General features: G+C 59.0%; 20 protein-coding genes and 2 tRNA genes. 16 read left to right on the top strand and 6 right to left on the bottom strand.

Annotated elements, in window-relative coordinates:
- Positions 1 to 104: 104 nt before the first annotated feature.
- A complete protein-coding gene (locus HQ945_RS01370; protein ID WP_162737143.1) occupies positions 105 to 782 on the top strand; it encodes a pentapeptide repeat-containing protein in 678 nt (225 codons plus the stop codon).
- Between the two features lie 9 nt (positions 783 to 791).
- Here HQ945_RS01370 and HQ945_RS01365 read toward each other — a convergent pair whose 3' ends face one another.
- Complete coding sequence (locus HQ945_RS01365) at positions 792 to 1,364, bottom strand: HdeD family acid-resistance protein (protein WP_036814795.1); 573 nt, start codon at positions 1,362 to 1,364, stop codon at positions 792 to 794.
- 113 nt (positions 1,365 to 1,477) lie between these two features.
- Positions 1,478 to 2,413, bottom strand: coding sequence for a DUF930 domain-containing protein (locus tag HQ945_RS01360; protein ID WP_113280181.1), 936 nt, complete (start codon positions 2,411 to 2,413; stop codon positions 1,478 to 1,480).
- A 266-nt stretch (positions 2,414 to 2,679) separates the two neighbouring features.
- On the opposite strand from HQ945_RS01360, the gene HQ945_RS01355 reads away from it, so the two are divergent.
- Genes HQ945_RS01355 through HQ945_RS01345 form a run of 3 tightly spaced genes read left to right on the top strand, consistent with a single transcriptional unit; the run spans position 2,680 to position 5,945 of the window.
- Positions 2,680 to 3,138 carry a (2Fe-2S)-binding protein gene (locus HQ945_RS01355; RefSeq protein ID WP_027232437.1) on the top strand — a complete coding sequence of 153 codons (459 nt, stop codon included), beginning with the start codon at positions 2,680 to 2,682 and terminating at the stop codon, positions 3,136 to 3,138.
- A gap of 3 nt (positions 3,139 to 3,141) precedes the next feature.
- Complete coding sequence (locus HQ945_RS01350) at positions 3,142 to 5,298, top strand: xanthine dehydrogenase family protein molybdopterin-binding subunit (RefSeq protein WP_113280180.1); 2,157 nt, start codon at positions 3,142 to 3,144, stop codon at positions 5,296 to 5,298.
- Positions 5,299 to 5,309: 11 nt separating this feature from the next.
- Complete coding sequence (locus tag HQ945_RS01345; RefSeq protein ID WP_113280179.1) at positions 5,310 to 5,945, top strand: Isoquinoline 1-oxidoreductase subunit; 636 nt, start codon at positions 5,310 to 5,312, stop codon at positions 5,943 to 5,945.
- Positions 5,946 to 5,960: 15 nt separating this feature from the next.
- Here the strand turns inward: HQ945_RS01345 and HQ945_RS01340 are convergent, their stop codons facing one another.
- Positions 5,961 to 6,416 carry a PaaI family thioesterase gene (locus tag HQ945_RS01340; protein ID WP_113280178.1) on the bottom strand — a complete coding sequence of 152 codons (456 nt, stop codon included), beginning with the start codon at positions 6,414 to 6,416 and terminating at the stop codon, positions 5,961 to 5,963.
- Between the two features lie 53 nt (positions 6,417 to 6,469).
- Here HQ945_RS01340 and HQ945_RS01335 point away from each other — a divergent pair, with 53 nt between their 5' ends.
- From HQ945_RS01335 to HQ945_RS01315, 5 genes are all read left to right on the top strand, one after another.
- On the top strand, positions 6,470 to 7,018 hold the full coding sequence (locus HQ945_RS01335) for a hypothetical protein (protein WP_174207597.1): 549 nt from the start codon (positions 6,470 to 6,472) through the stop codon (positions 7,016 to 7,018).
- A 15-nt stretch (positions 7,019 to 7,033) separates the two neighbouring features.
- Positions 7,034 to 7,849 carry an enoyl-CoA hydratase gene (locus HQ945_RS01330; RefSeq protein ID WP_174207596.1) on the top strand — a complete coding sequence of 272 codons (816 nt, stop codon included), beginning with the start codon at positions 7,034 to 7,036 and terminating at the stop codon, positions 7,847 to 7,849.
- 6 nt (positions 7,850 to 7,855) lie between these two features.
- Positions 7,856 to 8,293: a CoA-binding protein gene (locus HQ945_RS01325; protein WP_174207595.1), complete on the top strand. Its 438-nt coding sequence runs from the start codon at positions 7,856 to 7,858 to the stop codon at positions 8,291 to 8,293.
- A gap of 152 nt (positions 8,294 to 8,445) precedes the next feature.
- Positions 8,446 to 9,732, top strand: coding sequence for an O-acetylhomoserine aminocarboxypropyltransferase (locus HQ945_RS01320; RefSeq protein ID WP_174207594.1), 1,287 nt, complete (start codon positions 8,446 to 8,448; stop codon positions 9,730 to 9,732).
- Entirely contained in the window at positions 9,732 to 10,076 is a 345-nt protein-coding gene (locus tag HQ945_RS01315) for a cupin domain-containing protein (protein ID WP_174207593.1), read from the top strand. Before HQ945_RS01320 ends, HQ945_RS01315 begins: the two co-directional genes overlap by 1 nt.
- On the opposite strand, the gene HQ945_RS01310 is transcribed toward HQ945_RS01315, so the two are convergent.
- Entirely contained in the window at positions 10,077 to 11,321 is a 1,245-nt protein-coding gene (locus HQ945_RS01310) for a cytochrome P450 (protein WP_246272450.1), read from the bottom strand.
- Between the two features lie 88 nt (positions 11,322 to 11,409).
- Here HQ945_RS01310 and HQ945_RS01305 point away from each other — a divergent pair, with 88 nt between their 5' ends.
- From HQ945_RS01305 to lon, 4 genes are all read left to right on the top strand, one after another.
- Positions 11,410 to 12,513 carry an NAD(P)/FAD-dependent oxidoreductase gene (locus HQ945_RS01305; protein ID WP_174207592.1) on the top strand — a complete coding sequence of 368 codons (1,104 nt, stop codon included), beginning with the start codon at positions 11,410 to 11,412 and terminating at the stop codon, positions 12,511 to 12,513.
- A 130-nt stretch (positions 12,514 to 12,643) separates the two neighbouring features.
- Entirely contained in the window at positions 12,644 to 13,273 is a 630-nt protein-coding gene (clpP, locus tag HQ945_RS01300; RefSeq protein ID WP_027232448.1) for an ATP-dependent Clp endopeptidase proteolytic subunit ClpP, read from the top strand.
- A gap of 208 nt (positions 13,274 to 13,481) precedes the next feature.
- Entirely contained in the window at positions 13,482 to 14,756 is a 1,275-nt protein-coding gene (gene clpX, locus HQ945_RS01295) for an ATP-dependent Clp protease ATP-binding subunit ClpX (RefSeq protein ID WP_027232449.1), read from the top strand.
- A gap of 439 nt (positions 14,757 to 15,195) precedes the next feature.
- Entirely contained in the window at positions 15,196 to 17,616 is a 2,421-nt protein-coding gene (lon, locus tag HQ945_RS01290) for an endopeptidase La (RefSeq protein WP_027232450.1), read from the top strand.
- A 63-nt stretch (positions 17,617 to 17,679) separates the two neighbouring features.
- Here lon and HQ945_RS01285 read toward each other — a convergent pair whose 3' ends face one another.
- Both HQ945_RS01285 and HQ945_RS01280 read right to left on the bottom strand, forming a co-directional pair.
- Complete coding sequence (locus HQ945_RS01285) at positions 17,680 to 18,282, bottom strand: HupE/UreJ family protein (protein WP_174207591.1); 603 nt, start codon at positions 18,280 to 18,282, stop codon at positions 17,680 to 17,682.
- A 157-nt stretch (positions 18,283 to 18,439) separates the two neighbouring features.
- Positions 18,440 to 18,515, bottom strand: a tRNA-Val gene (locus HQ945_RS01280).
- Positions 18,516 to 18,703: 188 nt separating this feature from the next.
- Between HQ945_RS01280 and HQ945_RS01275 the strand changes: the two genes are divergently transcribed.
- The 3 genes from HQ945_RS01275 (at position 18,704) to HQ945_RS01265 (ending at position 21,129) form a co-directional block, all read left to right on the top strand.
- A tRNA-Asp gene (locus tag HQ945_RS01275) sits at positions 18,704 to 18,780 on the top strand.
- Positions 18,781 to 19,223: 443 nt separating this feature from the next.
- Complete coding sequence (locus HQ945_RS01270) at positions 19,224 to 20,258, top strand: hypothetical protein (RefSeq protein WP_244532871.1); 1,035 nt, start codon at positions 19,224 to 19,226, stop codon at positions 20,256 to 20,258.
- A gap of 289 nt (positions 20,259 to 20,547) precedes the next feature.
- Positions 20,548 to 21,129, top strand: a complete 582-nt coding sequence (locus HQ945_RS01265) for a hypothetical protein (RefSeq protein ID WP_027232456.1) — start codon at positions 20,548 to 20,550, stop codon at positions 21,127 to 21,129.
- Positions 21,130 to 21,184: the final 55 nt, after the last annotated feature.

Below are 21,184 nucleotides of genomic sequence, written 5' to 3'. Positions count from 1 at the left end.
GCCATGGCGTGACAGAATCGGAGTGCGGTATGAGCGTCTCAATGGAAGTGGTGATGGAAGTCTCAGCTCCGGTAAAGCGGCGGAGCGCGTTCCTCGCCGCCTGCATGTTGATAGGTTGCACTATATTGCCGCTGGGACCTGCGTTGGCGGCAGATTGCGGTTCCACCGCAGCGCCGGGTTTGGACTGGACCGATTGCACAAAGCGCAACATCATGATTCCCGGCAGCGAACTCGAAGGTGCCAAGCTCTTCAGCACCGATTTTGCCTCTACCGATCTCAGCAACTCCAACCTCAAATCGGCAAACCTGGAAAAGGCGACACTGGTGCGGGCTTCGCTGGCCGGTGCCGCAGCCGAGAAGGCCAACTTCTCCAAGGTCGAGGCCTACCGCAGCAATTTTACCGGCATTTCCGCTGAAGGCGCCAACTTCGCCAGTGCGGAACTGCAACGATCCGGGTTTGCAAAGGCCAAGCTGACGGGAGCGAACTTCGAAAAGGCCGAGCTTGGACGCGCCGATTTTGATGACGCCGTCCTGACCGGCGTACGTTTCTCGCTGGCCAATCTGTCTCGGGCAGACCTTAGTCATGCAACATTTGAAGGACCGATCATCTTCGACCATGCCTTCATGTATCTGACGCGGATCGAGGGGCTCGATCTCTCGGCGGCGCAGGGGCTGGAACAGGGACAGATCGAACTCGCCTGCGGTGACGCCAAAACCAAATTGCCTGCCGGCCTCAACCCGCCGTCGGGATGGCCGTGCCCGCCCGACGATCGCGACAACTGAGAAATCGCCTCAACTATGGCGTACTTTCCAGGCGAGCTGCGCCAGCGCCCCTCCGACGCTGATCAATTGGATGCCGAGCAGCAAACCGATGAGCCAGAGCGCTGTAACCGGCAGGCTTATCAGCAGGAACAGCGACAGAAGAATGCCTATGATGCCGCTGACGAGAACCCAACCCCAATGCGGGAAGGGCCGGATCGTCAGGGAGAAGACCACCTTCGATATGCCTTCGATCATGAAGAAGACGATAAGCAGCAAGGTCACTGTAACGAGACCCTGCGCCGGATCGCGCAGGAACAGGAAACCGATCAGCACGGCAAGGAAGACGGAAATGAGCTGCAGCCAGAAATTCGGGACATGGCGGGCATAGAACAGCCCTATGCATTGCAGGATGCCGCTGAAAATAAGCAACCAGCCAAGCAACAGAATAACTGCGACGGATGAGAACACCGGATAGATGATCGCCAGAACGCCCGCAACGACGAGCAATATTCCTTCGATCAGATACCACAGGGAGTACCGCTTGACGGTCGCCCGCATGGCTTCCCGATAGACTTCGGCTGCTTGATCCAATGACATCGACATCGTTGCTCTCCAGATGGAAATTGATCGACTGAAATGTGGCGACTTTCGCGAGGTTACGCTGTCGGAACAAGTACGTAACAGTAACGGTGCGTGCGGAGAGCCATCATCAGGATCTAATCGAGAGGAAACTGCCGCCTGACCCATTCGCTTTTCGGCACGAGGCTACCCATCGCGTAGCTGAAAGCGACCACCTTGGTTCCCTCATTATCGACCTTGCAATGGAAGTCGAGGTCGTACCAGTTAGAACCGTTGCGGAACGCACCACCGATGGCATCGAGTGTCGTGGCGGTATAGCTGCTTCCGCTCGCGCCAAATGGAACAAGTATGTCCGTTCCCGGCCTCTGCCGGCGGATTTGTTCCAGCGCCTCTATCATGCACACCTGCTTCATGCGCTGTCGCGGCGGCAACCGCCCGAGCGCCTGCATGACGCGCGGATCGAACAGCGCCCCGGCGGAGTAGAGTTCGCGCGCCACCACAAGTTTGCCGCGTCGCGACGCAGGCTTGGCCGCAGCCGGTTTCTTGCTTTCATCCGGCTTTGGGGCGGTAGACGCGGTTGGAGACGGAGCCGGATTCGGCGCGGCAGCAGCATTCGCCTCGGCTGCCTTGGCATCGGCCGCAGCAAGCCCGTCCGGGCTTGTCCGGTCCGGTGCGCTCGGCGCGGCTTCTGTGGACTTGCCACCCGCAGCGGCCTTGTTTTCCGGTTCGGCAGGCTTGTCAGTCGGGTCTTCGACAGGATCACTCGGTGCTGACGGCGCCGGTTGCGGCTCCTTCACGTTCTGGTCGGTCTTTGCGGCAGCAGATTCGAACACCTCGACCGGTTTGGCAGGTTTAGCCGTTTCAGGCGGCTTCTCCTGGGGCTTGGGGTGCGGCGGTGCCGGTGGCGGCGGAGGTGGCACAAGTGTCACGTCTACCTCCTGCGGGGGCGTTGTGACCGGCGAGGGCATAGGCAATCCCAGCACCAGCAACAGGATCACGCCTATATGCACGATCGCGGAAAGGGGCGCGCCCCATCCCAATCTTCTTGACGATTTTTCCGCGAACTCATGCATCGACTGTTTCCCGATCAATCGGATCCTAAAAGTTCAGCATGAGCGGCGCAACTTCCACGCGCTACGAACGTTTAGCCCCCGATCAGGCCGGACAAACGAGCAAGGCTGTAGGCAGGATGATCCCGCCCTGGATGCAGCGCTCTCACGATGGCGTGAGGTGATGACATCGCGTGGCGCAGGCGAAAAAAATCATGTTATGCCTTTAGCTCCACGAAGACACCAACTCAAGCAAGCACAAGCGTTGCAAGCCAGATGCGGAGTTCGCCATGATTACCTTCAAGCTAAATGGACAGGAACGGACTTTCGACGGGGATCCCGATACCCCCCTGCTCTGGGTCCTGCGCGATTTCGAAAAACTGACAGGCACAAAGTACGGTTGTGGCATCGCCCAGTGCGGCGCTTGCACCGTCCATCTCGACGGATCGACCCGGCGCAGCTGCATTACGCCGATCTCGACGGTCGATGGATCGGAGGTCATCACCATCGAAGGCATCGAGGGCAAGGAAGCGGAGGCGGTTCGCAAGGCATGGATCGCGATAGACGTTCCCCAATGCGGATATTGCCAGTCAGGCCAGATCATGTCCGCCGTGTCGCTCTTGCAGTTGACGCCGAAGCCCACTGACGAGGATATCGACGGTGCGATGGCCGGCAACATCTGTCGCTGTGCCACCTATCACCGCATCAGGCAGGCCATCCACAACGCCGCCGACACGATGGAGGGTTGAGCCATGACCTTTAATGCTCTCACAACGACTCGGCGTTCCTTTCTCGCCGGCGCAGGCCTCGTCATCGGATTCACACTCGCGCCGAAAGTTTTCAGCGCGTCTGCGCTAGAGGGCGTCCAGGCGGGAGGCGACAAGAGCCTTTCCCAGATCAACGCCTTCATAAAGATCGGCACTGACGACACCGTTACCGTGCTCTCCAAGCACATCGAGTTCGGCCAGGGACCGTTTACGGGGCTTTCGACCATCGTCGCCGAGGAACTCGATGCGGACTGGAGCCAGATGCGCGCGGTTCATTCACCTGCCGACGACAAGATCTACGGCAATCTGGCATTTGGCCTGCAGGGCACGGGCGGCTCCACGTCGATCGCCAATTCCTATGACCAATTGCGCAAGGCGGGCGCAACGGCGCGCGCCTTGCTGGTTGCCGCGGCGGCTGCCGAATGGGGTGTTCCCGCAGCCGAGATCACGGTTGAAAAGGGCCGCATCAAACATGCGGGGTCCGGAAAGGAAAGCGGCTTTGGCGCATTTGCCGACAAGGCTGCCACGCAGACCCCTCCCGCTGAGCCGAAATTGAAGGACCCCAAGGACTTCGTACTTATCGGGCAGGAATTGCCGAAGCTCGACACGGTAAGCAAAACCAATGGCACGGCTGTGTTCACCCTAGATATTACCGCCGACAACATGCTCTATGCTGTCGTCGCCCATCCGGACCATTTCGGTGCGACCGTCAAGTCGGTGGATGACGCGGCAGCGCGCAAGATCCCCGGCGTCCTTGACGTCAAGACAATCCCGCAGGGCGTGGCGGTCTATGCCGAGAATACATTTTCCGCCCTGAAGGGCCGCGACGCGCTCACGGTCGAGTGGGACCTGTCGAAGGCCGAAACACGTTCAAGCGACCAACTCACCGCCGATTTCGCCAAGCTTTTCGGCACGGATGGACATGAAGCCGCCAACACCGGTGACGTTGAAAAGTCGTTCGGCGGCAACGGCGTGCAGACCCTCGAAGCTGACATCGTCTTTCCATTCCTCGCACACGCGCCCATGGAACCGCTCGATGCGGTGTTTATCAAGGCGGCCGATGGATCGGTCGATGTCTTTAACGGCGCGCAGTTCCCCACGATGGACAAGAAGGTCACCGCGCAGGTGCTCGGCCTCGATCCTGAGAAGGTGCGGGTCAACACGCAGCTCGCCGGCGGTAGCTTCGGTCGCAAGGCGCAATTTGGCTCGCCCTATATCGCCGAAGCGGCGGCAGTTTTCGCGGCGACCGACGGCAAGCGGCCGATGAAACATATGTGGACGCGCGAAGACGACATTCGTGGCGGCTTCTATCGGCCGATGTACATGCACAGGATGCGCGGAGCGATCGACGCGAACGGCAATGTCGTCGGGTGGGATCAGACAATCGTCGGCCAATCCATAATGGCCAAGGCGGACCTCGACGAAACCTCCGTCGAAGGAGCGGCGAACCTGCCCTATGTCATACCGAACCTGCGCGTCATCTCGCACAATGTTTCCCTTGCCGTGCCGCCGCTTTGGTGGCGGTCGGTCGGTCATACGCACACGGGCTTTGCGGTCGAAACCTTCATGGACGAGCTACTGCAGAAGGTGGGCAAGGATCCGGTCGAGGGACGGCTTGCGCTCCTGAGCAAGGAGCCGCGCCATATGGAAACCTTGAAGAAGGTTGCCGAAATGGCCGACTGGGGTTCCGCCGTGCCTGAAGGACGCCAGCGCGGTGTTGCGGTGGTCAAGAGCTTCGGCACCTATGTCGCGCAGATCGTCGAAGTATCGACCGGCGATGATGGCGCGCCGCGGGTTCACAAGGTCTGGTGCGCCGTCGATTGCGGTGTGGCGATCAACCCCAACGTCATCAAGGCGCAGATGGAGGGCGGCATCGGCTATGGCGTCGGCGCGGTTCTTTTCGACGCTGTCACATTAGGCCAAGGCGGCAAGATCGTGCAGTCCAACTTCCACGATTACCGTTCATTGCGCATCAACGAGATGCCCGCGGTGGAGGTCGCGATCATCCCTTCAAGCGAAAAACCGACAGGCGTCGGTGAACCCGGGGTTCCGCCTGTTGGGCCGGCCATTGCCAACGCCTGGCGCCGCCTCGGCCATGGCGCCGTGCGGCGGCTGCCGATCGTCAGTATCGGCTCGGTTTGAGGGGGCGCGCCATGAACAGGAACCTCGCTTACGTCTCCATGGCGGTTGCCATCAACGCCGCCCTTGCCGTCTCGAATATCTCGATGGCGCAGGACAATCCGGTGAACGCCCTGAAACCGGCATCTGCCTTTCAGGCTATTGCTGATGAAAATCAGCGCTCGGTGGCGCTCTTCGAAGAGGCCGGCAAGGTGATCCAGCATCCGCGCTGCGTGAACTGCCATCCGGCGACCGACAGGCCGCTGCAGTCGATGTCGATGCATGTGCACCAGCCGCCGGTCACGCGCGGCGAGGCGGGCATGGGCGTACCCGGCATGATGTGCAGCACCTGCCATGGCCCGGAAAACGTCAAGGTTGTAGGGCAGGCCGAAACGATCAAGAGCATCCCCGGTAATGGCAACTGGCACCTGGCGCCCATCGAAATGGCCTGGGAGGGCAAGTCGCTCGGTCAAATTTGCAGCCAGATCAAGGATCCCCAGCGCAATGGCGGCAAGACGCTCGACCAGATCGTCGAGCATATGGCCCATGACGATCTTGTCGGGTGGGGCTGGCAACCAGGCGAGGGGCGTGAGCCCGTGCCGGGCACGCAAGCCGAATTCGGCGAGTTGATCCGCGCCTGGGTCGAGACGGGCGCCGCTTGCCCGTCGTAGGCATGCGCCAATCCGTTATTTAGGTGGAATAGAATAGGTCGATGTGGCGTGGGCGACGAGTTCGCCGCTTACGGCGCTTATCATGGAGATATCGACGACAGCGAGACGCTTGCCAAGCTTCAGCACGCGTGCCGTGGCGTCGATTGCGCCAAGTTCCGGCTTGCGCAGGAAATTGATGCTGAGATTGATCGTGGCTGCGAGCGCTACCGGACCGATCTGCGCGAGGATCGCTACATAGGCTGTAAGATCGGCGAGGGCGAAAAGTGTCGGCCCCGAAACCGTTCCGCCGGGCCGCAGATGACGATCCTTCGGATCGAGACGCATCGAGGCGAAGCCCTCACCTGCGTCGGTAACGATGAACGTCATACCGTCGGCATTTACCTGCGGAAATTCACGTTCCAGAAACGATGTCAGCGCTTCGACGTCCATCAACGGTGCCACAATAGCCCTCCCGATTGTTTTCTTTAGCATTTCGCTGCTATTTTCAAACTAAGCAACTGCATCGTCTTGACAAGGATGAGCGCATGAAACCGCCGGGATTAGTTGTTGCATCGTGCATCGCCGCACTCGTCTATGTCGGGGTGCTCGCTACTCAAACCCCGCCGCCGCCCATGCAGGCGATCGAGCCGTTCAGCCTGCCGGAACGTCCCGTTGCGCTGACGGAAGACATGATCACGCGCTTTCTTTATGGCTTCGCACCGGTTGCGGCCCGGGCGAGGGAGGTAAACGGGCAGGGTGAGGCGGCCCAGCGCCAGGCGGCGCTTGATGAGACAGCGGCCGAATTCGGCTTTGCCAACTTTACCGACTGGGTAAACACCACCAACACGATCATGGTGACCTATCATTGGGCGACCAATCCCGATCCGCGCCTTGAAGTACAAAAGGCGATTGACGCCATTCCAGCCATGACCAATCTTAACGATCAGGAAAAGGCTGATATGATCAACGGCTTGAAGGCGGGTCTTGCGCGGGTGGAAAGCGCGAGGCCCACGCCAGAGAACCTCGCAATCGTCCAGCGCCATCTGCGAACGCTGAAGCCGTTTTATGATCTTTGGGCACCGCCCGGCCAATAATCCAAGAGGAGTTCGATGGGAGAAATTCACGCCATCCGCAAGGAAGAGCCGATGATCGCGTCGGAACTGTCGGACGGCATTCTGCTGCTGACTTTGCAAAATCCTCCGGCAAACGCGCTTTCGCTTGCCATGATGCAGATGCTGCTGGACCTGTTGCTATCCGCGCGCGAGGACGATCGCGTGCATGTGATCATCCTCCGGTCCGGCCTCAAGCTTTTTTCCGCCGGGCACGATCTTAAGGAAATGACCGCGCATCGGAGTGACGAAGATCGCGGCCGCGCCTTCTTTGAAGCCACGATGCGCCTCTGTGCAGAACTGATGCAGGAAATCGTCCGCCATCCGCGCCCGGTCATCGCGTCTGTCGATGGGCTTGCGACCGCGGCGGGGTGCCAACTCGTCGCATCGTGCGATCTGGCGATCTGTTCCGACAAATCGACATTCTGCACTCCGGGCGTCAATATCGGGCTCTTCTGTTCAACGCCCATGGTCGCCCTTTCACGCAATGTATCACGCAAGCAGGCGATGGAAATGTTGCTCACGGGTGAAACCATCGATGCGTCGACGGCGCGCGAATTCGGCCTCGTCAATCGCGTCGTGCCGCAGGAGTATCTCAATCAGATTGTCAGGAAATATGCGCAAAGCATTGCAGCAAAATCGCCTTTGACCGTGAAGATCGGCAAGGAGGCATTTTACCGTCAGCTCGAAATGGGGCTGACCGCAGCCTATGACTATGCGGCAGGAATCATGGTCGAGAATATGCTGGCGCGAGACGCAGAAGAGGGTATCAATGCTTTTATCGAGAAGCGTTCGCCCGAGTGGAAAGGTGAGTAACCCCTCATGGACCACAACCACTATTCCGACAGTTTCATTCGCCGCATCCTGACTTCGGTCAAGACCATAGCCCTTGTCGGTGCGTCTCCAAATGAGTCGCGCCCCAGCAACACGGTGATGCAGTTCCTCCTTGCCAAGGGTTACAAGGTCTTTCCGGTCAATCCCGGGCACAAGGGCAAGCAGATTCATGGCCAAACCGTCTACGCCCGCCTTGCCGATATTCCCGAGCCGTTCGACATGGTCGATGTGTTCCGCAATTCGGCGGCTCTCCCCGCACTCGTCGATGAGGTCCTGGCGCTGAAGCAGCGCCCGAGAATCTTCTGGGCGCAGGTTGGGGTGCGCGACGAGGGTGCGGCGCGCAAAGCCGAAACGGCTGGTCTGACTGTGGTAATGGATCGCTGCCCGGCCATAGAGTATGCATTGCTCGGCCTCGATCAGGCGTGAGCCGCCGGTTCGATTTCACCGAAACCATTGTCCAAGGCATTGGAATCTCAAGCTTGGGCTGAAATTGGTCGACGTTGCTTTGCAAAGATGCGCTGTTGGCTCCAGCGTCGTCATTCCATAGTTTGCCCGATTATCCCGACAGGAGGAATACCATGGCGCATCGCGCACCCGGAATAGAAACACTTGCGGTTCATGCGGGCGCCAAACCCGATCCTGCGACAGGCGCACGCGCGACGCCGATCTATCAGACGACCGCGTTCGTATTCGACGATGCCGACCATGCTGCCTCGCTGTTCGGGCTGAAGGCTTTCGGCAATATTTATTCGCGCATCACCAACCCGACCAATGCGGTGCTGGAGGAACGGGTCGCAGCGCTGGAGGGGGGCACTGCCGCGCTGAGTGTCGCTTCCGGTCATGCGGCGCAGCTTCTGGTCTTCCACACCCTTCTGCAGCCGGGCGACAATTTCGTTGCGTCGAACAAGCTTTATGGCGGCTCGATCAACCAGTTCGGCCAGTCTTTCAAATCATTTGGCTGGCAGGTGCGCTGGGCGGAGGGCGACGATCCCGCCTCGTTCGAAGCGCAGATCGATGATCGTACGCGGGCGGTGTTCATCGAAAGCATCGCCAATCCGGGCGGGATCATTACGGATATTGCGGCCATCGCCGGGATAGCCCATCGCCGCGGCATCCCACTCATCGTCGACAACACGCTCGCGTCGCCCTATCTCATCCGGCCGATCGAGCATGGCGCCGATATCATTGTGCATTCCGCCACCAAGTTTCTCGGCGGCCATGGCAATTCCATGGGTGGGATCATCGTCGATTGCGGCACCTTCGACTGGTCGAAATCCGGCAATTATCCCCTGCTGTCGGAGCCGCGACCGGAATATAACGGCGCCGTACTCCACGAAACCTTCGGCAATTTTGCCTTTGCCATCGCCTGCCGCGTTCTTGGCCTGCGCGACCTCGGTCCGGCGCTTTCGCCGTTCAATGCGTTCCAGATCCTCACGGGTATTGAGACCTTGCCGCTGCGCATGCAGCGCCATGCCGAAAACGCCCTGACGGTCGCCACATGGTTGCAAAGGCAGGAGGGGGTTGCGTGGGTCAGCTATGCCGGCCTGCCCGAGGACGCCTATCACGCATTGCAGCAGAAATATGCGCCTAAGGGCGCTGGTTCCGTTTTCACCTTCGGCCTGCGCGGCGGTTACGATGCCGGCGTCAAATTCGTCGAGGCGCTGCAACTCTTCTCGCACCTTGCCAATATTGGCGATACGCGATCGCTGGTCATCCATCCAGCGTCCACCACCCACCGCCAGCTAAGCGACGAACAGAAGGCCGCGGCGGGAGCCGGGCCTGACGTTGTACGGCTTTCCATCGGCATTGAAAGCGTGGAAGATATCATCACCGATCTCGAACAGGCATTGAGCAAGGCAGGCTAATGGGGCATCTCGTTAAAATCGGCATTGACGGAATCGAGCCGGAACCCGGCGCCCCTGCGGCGGACCGGCTCGTTTCGGGTAACCCGCAATTCCGCACCTGGAACGCCGAGGAGGCGGATGGCGGCCTCTATGCCGGCATCTGGGAGGCGACGCCGGGCAAATGGCAGATCGTCTATGACGAGTGGGAGTTTTGCCACATCCTTTCAGGCCGCTCCATTGTCACCGAGGAAGGTGGCGACCCGCATCACCTCGGTGCCGGCGATAGCTTCGTGCTGCGCCCGGGATTTCGCGGAACGTGGGAAGTCCTGGAGACGACGCGCAAGGAATATGTGATCAGGCTTTGATCACCAGGTGACTTCGAGCCGTTCGAGCCCGTGGAAATGGTAGGTGTTGCGATAGCGCGGCACGTCGCGAAACCCCAGATTGGGTAACCGGTCGAAGAGCAGCTTGAGCGCCACCTGCAGTTCACGCCGCGCCAGCGGCGCGCCGATGCAAAAGTGGATGCCTGCGCCAAATGAGAGATTTTTCTGGTCCGTGCGGTCGGGCTGGAAAATCTCGGGCGATTGAAAGACCAGCGGGTCGCGATTGGCAGCGCCGAGCATCAATCCGATCTGGTCGCCGGGCTCGAGCTTGATGCCATCCCCGAGATCGATCGACTCATAGGCATAGCGGGTAAACATGTGGAGCGGTGCGTCGTACCTGATGCATTCCTCCACGGTTTTGGCCGTGGTTTCCGCATCGGCCAGAAGGCTTGCGGGATTTGTGCCGCTTTCAAGGATGGTCTTAACCGCATTGCCGGTCTGGTGCACCGTTGCCTCATGGCCGGCGTTGAGAAGCAGGATGGCCGTTGTGATGAGTTCGTCTTCCGTCAGCTTTGCCCCGTCCGCCTCCGCGGCAAGCAAGAGGCTCAAGAGGTCGTCGGCGGGTTCTAACCGGCGCTTGGCGGCATAATCGCGCAGAAATTGCGAGAACTCGGCCGCGGCGGCGTTCGCGCTTTCTTCCGACTGACGGGTGCGGCCATGCATATACATCGCAACGATGCGGTGTGACCAATCCAGAAGTTGCGGCGCGGCTTGCGTCGGCACGCCAAGCATTTCAGCGATAATGGTTACGGGAATAGGCGTGGCAAATTCTGCGATCAGGTCGGCTTGGCCTCTTGGCTCGAACTTGTCGATCAGATCGTTTGCCAGCGCTTCGATGCGCGGGCGCAGCCGCTCGACCTGACGCGAAACGAAAGCGCGATTGACCAGGGTGCGCAACCGCGTGTGGACAGGCGGCTCGAGTTCAAGCATCGAGAACTTCTCGATGTGGTCGAAATCCGTCAGATGCGAACGGTCGCCGGCTCTGCCTTGCGAATCGGCATCGCTGTGCCGCTTTTCCCGGCCGAAACGCCGATCACGCAATAGCCGGTTGACGGCGTCGTAGCCGATGAAGCACCAGAATCCGTAGTTCTCCCAGAAGAAACTGGAACCTGTCGCATGGAGGAGCGCATAGGCCGGGTAGGGGTCCTGAAAGAAGCTCGGGTCCAGCGGATCGAGCTGCAGATGGCGGTGTTTAGGATCGTGGCGAAACGATGCGGGGAGGGACATTGGCATTTTCCATGCGTGATCAGGGGTTGAGCATTCACTACATATCGTTTCATATTTCGGCCCCCAAGACTGATACAGGAATCCCATCATGAAAATCACCATTGTCGGCGCTGGTATCGCCGGATTGTCGACGGCTTGGTCCCTGACCAAGGCCGGCCATCTGGTCACGCTCCTTGAACAGGGCCCGATCCCCAATCCGCTCGCCGCCTCGGGCGATCACCACCGCATCATACGGCGGGCCTATGGCAAGGCCGGCGGATATGCCGACGCCATCTCCGAAGCCTACGAGGCCTGGGATGAGCTTTGGCACGACATTGGAACGAGCCACCTTGATCCGCGCGGTTTCATTTGCGTATCGCGGGAGGCAGGCGACGACACGGATGAATATCGTGAAGGGCTCGAGCATGGAGGCTATCCGCTCGAAATCTATGAGCCCAGGGATGCCGTTGAGCGCTACGCCTATCTTCAGGAAGGCACGTTCCGCTACGCGTTCTTCTCGCCGGAGGGCGGCGCGCTTCATTGCCGAAAAATCGCAACGGACTTGGCGCATTGGCTGCGCGAAAAGGGAGCGAGGGTCATGGAAAACGCCCGGGTCGTTTCGGTCGACACGGATTTGGCCACAGTCCGCCTCGCCGATGGCACAGTCATCGAAGCGGATCGCGTGATCGTCACCGCAGGCGCCTGGGTCACCAAACTCTTCCCGGAGCTTGCAACAAACCTGACAACCTATCGCACCGCCGTTGTCTATCTCGACCCGCCTGCGGACTTGCGGTCAGCATGGGAGAATTCGCCCGTGGTCCTCGACGTCGGCGGGGGTACTGACGGTTACATCATACCGGCAAGCGGCGGTGGTGGTCTCAAATTCGGAACCGGGCTTCACAAGCGCCAGAGCAGCGACGCCGATCTCGACCGCGTGGCGGCTGAGGGCGAGGGCGAGGCCATACGCGCTCATTTCGCACCGCCGATGAAGCGGCTTTCGGAGTACAGAGTGGTGGACGTGGTCACCTGCGCTTACACGTTTACCGCCGATGAGCGCTTCTTCGCTTCGGAAATCGGAAAATGCCTTATCGTTTCAGCCTGTTCCGGCCATGGCTACAAGTTTGGTGCGGCTGTCGGCAGGCGCGTTGCCCGCTCCCTTGACGATGGCAGCCTGCCCTTGCTGCAGCGCTGGCTGCGCGCGGAAGCGGCTTGATCGTCCGCAACCCACCCGGCATGGTCATGCGAGGATCTTGCGGAAACGGGTTACGAAGCCCTATGTATCGAAAGTGTCATCCACGAATCTGGGGCATGCCCCATTATTCTCAAAACGCTGAGGCCCACCGATGAGAGATCCAATCGAAACAGCTATGAACCTCGTGCCTATGGTCGTCGAGCAGACCAATCGGGGCGAGCGGGCCTATGATATTTTCTCGCGCCTGCTGAAAGAACGCATTATTTTCATTACCGGACCCATCGAGGACGGCATGGCGACGCTGATCTGCGCGCAGTTGCTATTCCTTGAATCGGAAAATCCGAAAAAAGAAATCAACATGTACATCAACTCCCCGGGCGGCGTCGTCACCTCCGGCATGGCGATCTATGACACGATGCAGTTCATTCGCCCCGCCGTGGCAACGCTCTGCTTCGGTCAGGCCGCGTCGATGGGCTCGCTCCTGCTGACGGCCGGCGCAAAGGACATGCGCTTTGCCCTGCCGAATGCGCGCATCATGCTGCACCAGCCTTCGGGCGGTTTCCAGGGGCAAGCCTCCGACATCGAGCGCCATGCCCAGGACATCATCAAGCTGAAGCGCCGCCTCAACGAAATCTACGTTAAGCACACGGGGCGTGATTATGAGACGATCGAGCGCACGCTCGACCGCGACCATTTCATGACGGCTCAGGAATCACTTGAATTCGGCTTGATCGACAAGGTGCTTGAGTCCCGCGAACTTCTGGAAGGCGAGATAAAGTAACCGGCTAATTCCCGCATCGGGGTCTGAAATGAACATTTTTTGACACCGATGCGGACTTTCTGCCACACAACCGGCTTGCATAGAGGCCAACAGACGTTACGTTAAGCCATTGTGAGTTAGGAAGCCCGATCTGCATACGTCTATTCACTTCCATCGGTTGGAAGTGACGGTCCTGAGAGAGCGGGGCCGATACTGAAAGGAAACTGCAATGAGCAAAGTCAGCAACGGCGGCGGCGATTCCAAGAATACGCTTTATTGCTCGTTTTGCGGAAAGAGCCAGCACGAAGTTCGCAAGCTGATTGCGGGCCCGACTGTATTCATCTGCGATGAATGCGTCGAATTGTGCATGGACATCATCCGCGAGGAAAACAAATCCTCGATGGTGAAATCCCGCGAAGGCGTCCCGACGCCGCAGGAAATCATGGCTGTTCTCGATGATTATGTCATCGGTCAGAGCCATGCCAAGCGTGTTCTCTCTGTCGCTGTGCACAACCACTACAAGCGGTTGGCGCACGCATCGAAAAACAATGAAGTCGAACTGGCGAAGTCCAACATCCTCCTGGTTGGCCCGACCGGTTGCGGCAAGACCTATCTGGCTCAATCGCTTGCACGCATCATCGACGTGCCATTCACCATGGCGGACGCGACGACGCTGACGGAAGCTGGTTATGTCGGCGAGGACGTCGAAAACATCATCCTCAAGCTGCTGCAATCTGCCGACTACAATGTCGAGCGGGCGCAGCGCGGCATCGTCTATATCGACGAGGTCGACAAGATCAGCCGCAAGTCCGACAATCCGTCGATCACCCGCGACGTGTCGGGCGAGGGCGTGCAGCAAGCCTTGCTGAAGATCATGGAAGGTACGGTTGCTTCCGTCCCGCCGCAGGGCGGTCGCAAGCATCCGCAGCAGGAATTCCTGCAGGTCGACACGACGAACATCCTGTTCATCTGCGGCGGCGCCTTTGCTGGTCTCGACAAGATCATCTCGGCTCGCGGCGAAAAGACCTCCATCGGCTTCAGTGCCTCGGTCAAGGCTCCGGACGATCGTCGCGTCGGCGCGATCTTCCGCGAACTCGAGCCGGAGGATCTGTTGAAGTTTGGCCTCATTCCTGAATTCGTGGGCCGCTTGCCGGTCATCGCGACCCTTGAGGACCTCGATGAAGTCGCTCTGGTGCAGATTTTGTCTGAACCGAAGAACGCCCTGGTCAAGCAGTACCAGCGCCTGTTCGACATGGAAAACGTCGAATTGACGTTCCACGAGGACGCGTTGAAGGCGATTGCCAAGAAGGCAATTGCCCGCAAGACCGGCGCACGCGGCCTGCGTTCGATCATGGAGAAGATCCTGCTCGACACGATGTACGAATTGCCGACGCTCGACGGTGTCCAGGAAGTCGTCATCTCCGGCGATGTGGTGGAGGGCAATTCACGCCCGCTCTACATCTATGCCGAACGCAAGGAAGAGAAAGGCAATGTTTCCGCCTGATCGCGGAGAGATTGGCCGCTAAATGCGAAAGGCTCCGCACACCTGCGGAGCTTTTCTGTTTTATATGTCGGCTGAATTGCGCTAAAGGTTGCATGAGGTTGGTTGACACCATCGAGCGCTGTTCGAAAGGCAATGAAGAGCAGACGGCGTATGTGGATGATTTCCACGATAATCACACCGTCGCACCCTAATTGTTGCCTTGCGGAAGATTGCGCTCCGAAATTTGCAGGAGCAGGATAGATTACGATTCTGTGACTGTGCTTGGGGCCGGGATGCTTGAAACAGGCGGGCCGCCACTCCAAGTAATGAGGTAAGCCGCACAACCGGTAGTACGCCGCTCATGCTGATCCCCGAAAGTGGACGCTTTTTGGAATGATCATGCAACCCATGGGTACCCGGGCGTGGCGATCTGGCCAGATGGCCTGAGAAAGGACATGAAATGACGGTTGCAAGCAAGAAGACACCAGCGGGTGGCCAGAGCGGGCTTTATGCCGTTCTGCCGTTGCGCGATATCGTTGTCTTCCCCCACATGATCGTTCCACTCTTCGTCGGCCGCGAAAAGTCCATTCGTGCGCTTGAGGAAGTCATGGGCGTCGACAAGCAAATCCTGCTTGCCACACAGAAGAACGCTGCGGATGATGATCCGCAGGCCGACGCGATCTACACGGTTGGCACGATTGCCAACGTGCTGCAGCTTCTGAAACTGCCGGATGGTACGGTCAAGGTGCTCGTCGAGGGCATCGCCCGCGCCGAAATCACCGGTTTCAGCGATCGCGAGGAATATCACGAAGCCACTGCCGTAACGCTCGCAGAACCCGAGGAAGATCCTGTCGAGATCGAAGCGCTTGCGCGTTCGGTCGTCTCGGATTTCGAGAATTACGTCAAGCTCAACAAGAAGATTTCGCCGGAAGTCGTCGGCGCCGCCGGACAGATCGAGGATTACTCGAAGCTTGCCGATACGGTCGCCTCGCATCTAGCGATCAAGATTCCCGAAAAGCAGGACATGCTTTCGATTCTTTCGGTGCGCGCACGGCTTGAGAAAGCCATGTCGTTCATGGAATCGGAAATCTCCGTCCTGCAGGTGGAAAAGCGCATCCGCTCGCGCGTCAAGCGCCAGATGGAGAAGACCCAGCGCGAGTACTACCTGAATGAACAGATGAAGGCGATTCAGAAGGAACTCGGCGATGGCGAAGACGGCCGCGACGAGGCAGCCGAGCTGGAAGACCGGATCAAGAAGACCAAGCTCTCGAAGGAAGCGCGCGAGAAGGCCAATGCCGAGCTTAAGAAGCTGCGGCAGATGAGCCCGATGTCCGCCGAGGCGACCGTCGTTCGCAACTATCTTGACTGGCTGCTGTCCATTCCGTGGGGCAAGAAGTCGAAGATCAAGAACGATCTCAACCTCGCCGACGAGATCCTCGATGCCGAGCATTACGGGCTGGACAAGGTCAAGGACCGTATCGTTGAGTACCTCGCCGTGCAGGCGCGCTCGACCAAGATCAAAGGTCCGATCCTCTGCCTCGTCGGTCCTCCCGGCGTCGGCAAGACCTCGCTTGCCCGCTCGATCGCCAAGGCGACGGGGCGTGAATATATCCGCATGTCGCTCGGCGGCGTGAGGGATGAGGCCGAGATCCGCGGTCACCGCCGTACCTATATCGGTTCGATGCCCGGCAAGGTCATCCAGTCGATGAAGAAGGCCAAGAAGTCCAATCCGCTCTTCCTGCTCGATGAGATCGACAAGATGGGCCAGGACTTCCGCGGCGATCCGTCCTCTGCGCTGCTCGAGGTGCTCGATCCGGAACAGAACTCCACATTCATGGATCACTATCTCGAGGTCGAGTACGACCTGTCGAATGTGATGTTCGTGACGACGGCCAATACGCTGAATATTCCAGGCCCCTTGATGGACCGCATGGAGATCATCCGTATTGCCGGTTACACGGAAGATGAGAAGCTGGAAATCGCCAAGCGGCACCTGTTGCCCAAGGCTATTCGCGATCATGCATTGCAGCCGAAGGAGTTCTCGGTTTCAGAGGGTGCGATCCGCGCTATCATCCGCAACTATACGCGGGAAGCCGGTGTGCGCAGTCTCGAACGTGAACTGATGAAGCTCGCCCGCAAGGCCGTCACCGAAATTCTGAAGACCAAGAAGAAGGCGGTGAAGGTTACGGAAAGCAACATCGACGACTATCTCGGTGTCGAGAAGTTCCGTTTCGGCCAGATCGACGGCGAAGACCAGGTCGGTGTCGTAACAGGTCTTGCCTGGACCGAGGTGGGCGGCGAATTGCTGACCATCGAAGGTGTCATGATGCCCGGCAAGGGCCGCATGACAGTGACGGGCAACCTGCGCGATGTGATGAAGGAATCGATTTCAGCAGCGGCTTCCTATGTCCGCTCGCGCGCGATTGATTTCGGCGTCGAGCCGCCACTCTTCGATCGCCGCGACATCCACGTGCACGTGCCGGAAGGCGCAACGCCGAAAGACGGACCCTCGGCCGGTATCGCGATGGTTACGGCCATCGTATCGATACTGACGGGCATTCCGGTTCGCAAGGATATCGCCATGACCGGCGAGATCACGCTGCGTGGCAGGGTCCTTCCGATCGGCGGCCTCAAGGAGAAGCTGCTTGCCGCGCTGCGCGGTGGCATAAAGACTGTTCTAATCCCTCAGGATAACGCCAAGGACCTGGTGGAGATACCTGATAATGTGAAGAACGGCCTCGAGATCATTCCGGTCTCGCATGCCAACGAGGTGATCAAGCACGCGCTGATCCGTCAGCCGGAGCGGATCGAGTGGACCGAGCCAGCACATGTGCCGGCTGCGCCTGTCGAGGATGAAACGGCAGCGCAGGTCGCTCACTAAGCGAACGCATAAACAAAAGGCCGGGCAAGCAATTGCCCGGCCTTTTTGATTCGGCGCTTGAATTCAGATAGCGCCGCCGAGAATACCGAGGCCAGCGGCAGCGGCGATCGCTCCGACGATGCGCACCAGATTGGGACCGAAGCGCTCGCCAAATTTGGCGACCCCGAGACCCAGGGTGATGCCTGCAAGGTGAAGAATTGCGGTGGCGGCGATGAATCCGGCGCCGTAGGCGTACCCGGCAACATTCATCGGCATCTCCGCGCCATGCGCATGACCGTGGAAGGTGGCAAACAGACCTGCGAGGGCAACGGCAACGGCGACTGGCGGCCTTACCTCAAACGCAACAGCGGCGCCGAGCACGATTACCGATGCTGCGATGCCGACCTCGACGAACGGCAGGCCAAGGCCGGCAAAGCCCAGCGCAGCGCCGGCGCTCATCATGCCGATAAAGGCAAGGGGGAGGAGCCATAAGGCACGCCCGCCCATCTGTACGGCGAGGATCCCAACAAGCACCATGGCAAGGATATGGTCGAGCCCGGTTAAAGGATGGGCAAATCCATGCACAAATCCGCCTGTATCTCCGAGGCCCACATGGGCATGGGCAAGGGACGGTAATAGGCTGCCGGCAAGGGCAACGGCGATTTTGAAGGTGCGGAGGGCTGGCATGTTCTGTTCCCGTGTTTCAGCGTTCTTGGAAGGAGGCTGAAGCCATTGTTGCCGCAGATGGGCCGCGAGAGAAAGAGGAAATGCTGACAGCGGCATAAAATCAGCGGTCATCGCTGTCGTGATCGCCGGTCTCTCAGATACGGTTCGGGAGATGGAATGGTGGGCGATGAGAGACTCGAACTCCCGACATCTTCGGTGTAAACGAAGCGCTCTACCAACTGAGCTAATCGCCCTACGCAAAGGGTATGGACGGAGCGTTTATGCGTTTAGCGCGATATTGGCAAGAGGGTTGCGACACTTTTATGATTTCCGCGAAGAGTTTTTCACATTCGCATTTTTCCTGTTCGGTTGTGCTTGACACACCCCCGCGAACCCCTTAAACGACCGCTCACGCCGGACGAAATGTTCGGCACGAAAGTGCGCGGGTGTAGCTCAGTTGGTTAGAGTGCCGGCCTGTCACGCCGGAGGTCGCGGGTTCGAGCCCCGTCACTCGCGCCACTTTTCTCAATAAAATCAACAGCTTGATTTGTTGCGCGAAAAATGGCGCCCAGCACGATTTCCACCTTGTCCCAAATTAGTGGCGCCAAGTCACTCAATTACCGTCTGGGTATCTATTAGTTGCCGATCGGTAGGCTACTCCTCAGCATGTTCTCATTCCAGTTGTAACGCAGCAGCCATTTAGGGTTTGGCATTCCTTTCTAGGTTTCGCAGCAGCATGCGAACCATTAGGGATATAGCCAAATGGCTATTCCTACGCCCAAACGGCTGTAGACGAATTGCAGGCTCTTCTTTTTCGCCGTTCGCCTTCACAATAGCGGACAATAAGAACCATGCGCCCGCGTGTTTTGTCGGGACCGTGCGTATAAGCGGAGTGGAGAGACGTCATGGCGGATAATCGGCCCGTAGCGGAAGAAGCGCTCAACCCGAGCGTCAATCAAAGCATGATCCCGGGTTCCGCTTCGGGGCATCTGGCGCTCGTGCCGACATGGCTTCCGCTTGAAGTTCTTCCGAGCAGTTCCGCCGGCAGCGGTGGCGATGGGATCGCCATCGGGCTTATATCGGCCGATCCGCTCGCGATCTTTACGCCTTCCAATGCTGCCATCGCTGGCCCTCATTCCTCGGCCGACGCCAATCAGGGTAACAATGCGCTGATGAATCAGCATGTTACCGAAATGGCTGGCATGGGCGGAGACGGTGGCAGCGGCAATGTCGTTTTGAATGGCGGGGGCGGCGATACCGTGAACCACGCCGGGACCGGCGGTAACGGTATTTTCTACGGCGGCATGGTCAGCTCTGACGTCGGGGTCTTTGCTCCCGTCAATACGGCCGTATCCTGGGGTTCAGGCTCGCATGCGACGGCCCATCAGGACAACAATGCCCTGTTCTTGCAGGGCGCGACCCAGATCGGTGGCATCGGCGGTGATGGCGGCGACCACAATGGTGCCATCACCAACTCGCCTGGCGGTGCCGGAACGGCGCTTACCTATAGCGGCGATCTTTATGCCGGACACGGTGGCAACGGTTATTTCATCGGCAGCATGATCGATGTGAACGTAGCCATCTTCTCGCCAATCAACATCGCCGTTGGCGCAGCTGGCGGATCGGCCGAAGCTCACCAGACCAACAATGTCGTTTTTGATCAGGGCGCCGTGCAAATTGCCGGCATCGGCGGAGATGGTGGCGGCTTCAATTTAAGTTCAGATACGATCTTCACCGGTTCCGGCATGGGCTCGGGAGGCGGCGGCGGCTCCGGGTATTCGAACGGCAGCATCGTCGATGTCAATGTCGGCTATTTTCATCCTGTCAATATTGCCGTTCCGGCGGGCGGCACCGCGGACGCCCAACAGATCGACCACGTGCTCTATGACCAGCATGCGCTGCAGATGGCGGGCATCGGCGGGCATGGCGGCGAGGGTAACCTGACGGTCGATCACGCCTCACTCGTGGACGACATCATGTCGTTCATGCACGCTTAAAGTGCTCTAGCCCACAAAGCAAACAGGGTTTTTCTGCAGACGGCGGGCATTGCGCCCGCCGTCTGCAGGTCGTTTTGGCTGAACGGCAGGATACATCCATTTGTCCGTTCCCGGACTACATACCACTCTTCGAAGCCACCCCGCCCAAAGGAACATCCCCGAATATCTAGCTAGTTCGCCGGCCCGAACGCGAGCACTCTTATGGGGCGGTTATCTTGCCTGGCGGAGACTGCTGGGTACCGGGCCGTGGGAGAAACACGGACAAAAACTAAAGTAGAGGAGTAAAATTATGCCTATTCCACAATTGTCTGACACCATCCAGCTCAATCATTCCGATGCAGGCGACGCCAATGCCGGCAATGGCGGCGATGGATACAATGAGGGCACGATCAACTTCAGCCCTACAGCCTATTTTGAAGCCTCACAGACTGTCGAAGGCGCACATACCAAATTGTACAACGGCGATGATGTCTGGCAGAAGGCGGATTGGGAAGCTGGTGGCGGCGGGCAGGGCGGTAACGCTTCGGCCCATGATGGCTTCCTGGCAGCGATCACCAATCTCGGTGCTGGCGGTGCAGGCGGCGACGCAACATCGAACGGCAGCCAGTCCAACACTAGCGGCGGCAACGTTGCAGCGGTTTCTGCTGCCACGACCGGCAACCAGCTGAACGAACTTGCTGCTGATCAGCACGGCACGATCCTTGCTGGCGTGGGCGGCAATGGCGGTAACGGCAACAATGCACTCGGCGGCGATATTTCCGCAGCCGTTGTTCACACGGATCCTGAAACCACAACGACGACGGTCAATAATGCGCTTGATCATTTCGTCAACGTGCTCGGCTCGATCGACCTGCACGATCTGGGATCATAAGCAGACCCCAGGAGGATCGCCGGTATATCCGGCGATCCTGCCTCTCCGAATGGTG

Source organism: Phyllobacterium pellucidum, from assembly GCF_013327855.1.
GTDB classification, from domain to species: Bacteria; Pseudomonadota; Alphaproteobacteria; order Rhizobiales; family Rhizobiaceae; genus Phyllobacterium; species Phyllobacterium pellucidum.
This window is presented reverse-complemented; position numbering and strand designations above follow the sequence as displayed.